A 2,730-nucleotide genomic window follows, 5' to 3' on the forward strand; every position below is an offset into this window, starting at 1 on the left:
TCCGTACGGCCGCTGCTGCCAACTGCCCAGCCGGAGATGCCCACCCGGTACTGCCATCCGGCTGCCGCGCGCCGACGCTCATACAGGCAGGCTCGTAACTCTTGCCCGTCAGGCATGATCACGGTCACCCGGGCCGCGTTCTGCGGCATTGCGACCCCTTCCATCCTGCCCAGCATCCTAACCGGACGCTTTGGCAAGTTCATCGGGGGCCTTCCTTCGTGGAAACCCCGGCCGACTTCCGTCCGAGACCAGCATGAGCACTCCGAGCACCGGTCACGCCAGCCCTTTGACCAGCAACTTCAAGTGAGCGAAGGCTCGCTGCTGATAGACCCGAACCGCCTACAGCGCTTTGCCGTCGGTGCCCGGCTCATCGGTCTTGAAGCTCGTGGGGTGCACGACGAGGTGCTTGGCGAAGGTGCTGGCGTCTTCGATCTCGTGGCGGATCGGCCCGCACTGCATGGTGATCACTGGGTCCATCTGGTCCGCGCGGCAGGGGGTCGCGGACAGGCCGACCCACCGCGGCGCTTTCGCTCTGCGGATCGCGGCTTCAGCGCCGGGCGCTCCCACGGCGTGACACTCGTCCTCGATGACCAGTCCGTAGCCGTCGAGCAGGTCGTCGGGGGCGTCGCGGTGGGACAGTGTCTGGAGCATGATCAGGTCGACGATGTGGCCGCGGCGTCCTTGCCACTGCCGAGTGAGTCGACCTGCCCGTCGCCGAGGTCCAGGAAGCCAGCCAGCCGCTCCTTCCACTGGGCCAGCAACTCGGCCCGGTTCACGATCACTGCGGTCGGGGTGCGATGGTGGGCGATCAGGGCGCAGGCCATGACGGTCTTGCCGGAGCCGGGCGGCGCGACCAGGGTGCCCGCCGGGTGCTCGGTCATCGCCTCCACGGCCGCCTGCTGGGTGGCTGTCAACTTGCCGGCCCTGTCTCACTTGCGGTGGTGACAGAAAGTCATATTGGTCATGGCGAAGTGGCGGTGCGAGAACTCTGCTGGTCAACGGGGCCGAATCGCATTCAAACGGGGTCTCGGCCGGGGTGTCGGGTGCTCGCCGAGCCTGGGCCGCCCACCCGTGGCGTCCGGGGGTACCAAATCTGCAACCGACCAGGTCAGAGCACCGACCCGCACGGGAATATCACTGACAGTGACACCCGGAACGCTCCGTCACCACCGACTATGGGCCAGACCCAACTTGCCGGTGAAGCGGGCGGTGATCGGCGGGGGTTGGGGCAGGTCGTTGGCGATGGTGAGGGTGCCGCCGGCGGTGGCGATGAGCTGGCGGCCTCGTCTGCCAGGAGCACGGGGCAGTCCTAGCCAGTCGGGATCGGAGGCGTTGAAGCAGCAGACGAGGCGCCGGGTGTTGAAGGTGGCCAAGCGCTGGTTCTGCTTGCGGTAGAACTCCGGGTTGTGGAACGACGCCGCGTGCTTGAGCGCGGCCAGCAGTTGCGGCGGCAGCCCGGTCGTGGAGATCGCCAGCATCGCCGAGAGCTGGGCCTGAACGCTCGCGGGCGCCTTGCCGAGGGCCTTGCGGCGGGGCTTGGGCCCCGGCTGAGGGGTGGTCGGGGATGGGCTGGCCTTGACGGGGCCGAGTTTGTCGACGAGCGAGGCAACGTCGGCCGGAGACAGGCGCTCGGTGAGCGAGAGGTGGGGAACTGGTCCGGATACGGCTCCCAGGTGTCGGGGTCCACGAAGACGGTGGTGCCCCTGGCCCGGGAGACCCCGTGAAGTGGCAGCGCGATCAGGTTGCCGAACCGGAAGCTGCCCTTCGCCCGGGTGGGCAGGAAGTCCTGCGCAGGGAAGAGCCGGTCGTAGCTGGACAGCGCCATTTGCCCGCGGGCGTCGATCGCCCGGCGCGGGTCTGTCCAGCCAATGGTGTAACTCGGGTGGTGTGAGTTAGCGGCGGCCGACGGAGAGTCGGCCGTCGAAGGCGATGTCGAAGGCCTGCAGGGCGGGCTTCCAACGCATGGTCCATCGTTTGCGTCCCTGACCGGTGGGGTCGAGGCTCATGACGGCCATGTAGACGCATTTGAGGGCTGCGGCCTCGTTCGGGAAGTGCCCGCGTGCCCGGACGGCTTTTCGTATGCGGGCGTTGACCGACTCGATCGCGTTGGTGGTGCAGACGACGCGGCGGATCTCGGTGTCGAACTGGAGGAACGGCACGAACTCGGCCCAGGCGTTCTCCCAAAGCCGCACGATCGCCGGATACTTGGCGCCCCATTCCTCCTGGAACTCCAGGAACCGGTCCTCTGCCGCGCTCGCCGTGGGAGCCGTGTAGACCGGCTTGAGAGCGCGAGAGATCTTGTCCCAGTCCTGGCGGCCCGCGTAGCGGAACGAGGCCCGGATCAAATGGACGACACAGGTCTGGGTCACCGCCTGGGGCCAGACAGCCGAGATGGAGTCGGGCAGGCCCTTGAGTCGCAGACGACCATGCACACGTCCTCGACGCCGCGGTTCTTGATCTCGGTCAGGACCTGCAGCCAGTACTTGGCGCCCTCGCCGCCGTCGCCGGCCCACAGCCCGAGGATGTCGCGTGTGCCGTCCACCGTGACCGCCAGGGCGACGTAGATGGGCCGGTTCGCCACCTGCCCGTCGCGTACCTTCACGTGCACGCAGTCGATGAAGATCACCGGATAGACCGCTTGATTTCCATCGATGGTTGCGAACGCTCAGGAAGGAGATCGTTCGCATGCCTCGCGGAGGAGCCAACCGCAAGCCGACGGCGGCCAGACAG

At 67.5% G+C, this 2,730-nt stretch carries 3 protein-coding genes and 1 pseudogene; all 4 read right to left on the reverse strand.

Annotation, left to right across the window (positions count from 1 at the left end; genetic code table 11):
• Positions 1 to 339 precede the first annotated feature (339 nt).
• Positions 340 to 651: a DEAD/DEAH box helicase family protein gene (locus tag ABZ453_RS50880; RefSeq protein WP_359026847.1), complete on the reverse strand. Its 312-nt coding sequence runs from the start codon at positions 649 to 651 to the stop codon at positions 340 to 342.
• A 2-nt stretch (positions 652 to 653) separates the two neighbouring features.
• On the reverse strand, positions 654 to 914 hold the full coding sequence (locus tag ABZ453_RS50885) for a DEAD/DEAH box helicase family protein (RefSeq protein WP_359026849.1): 261 nt from the start codon (positions 912 to 914) through the stop codon (positions 654 to 656).
• A 249-nt stretch (positions 915 to 1,163) separates the two neighbouring features.
• Positions 1,164 to 1,478, reverse strand: coding sequence for a hypothetical protein (locus ABZ453_RS50890; protein ID WP_359026851.1), 315 nt, complete (start codon positions 1,476 to 1,478; stop codon positions 1,164 to 1,166).
• A gap of 414 nt (positions 1,479 to 1,892) precedes the next feature.
• Positions 1,893 to 2,635: pseudogene (locus ABZ453_RS50895) on the reverse strand (IS256 family transposase); the annotation flags it as partial.
• Positions 2,636 to 2,730: the final 95 nt, after the last annotated feature.

This window comes from Streptomyces sp. NPDC005799, assembly GCF_040630525.1.
In the GTDB taxonomy this organism is placed as follows: domain Bacteria; phylum Actinomycetota; class Actinomycetes; order Streptomycetales; family Streptomycetaceae; genus Streptomyces; species Streptomyces griseorubiginosus_B.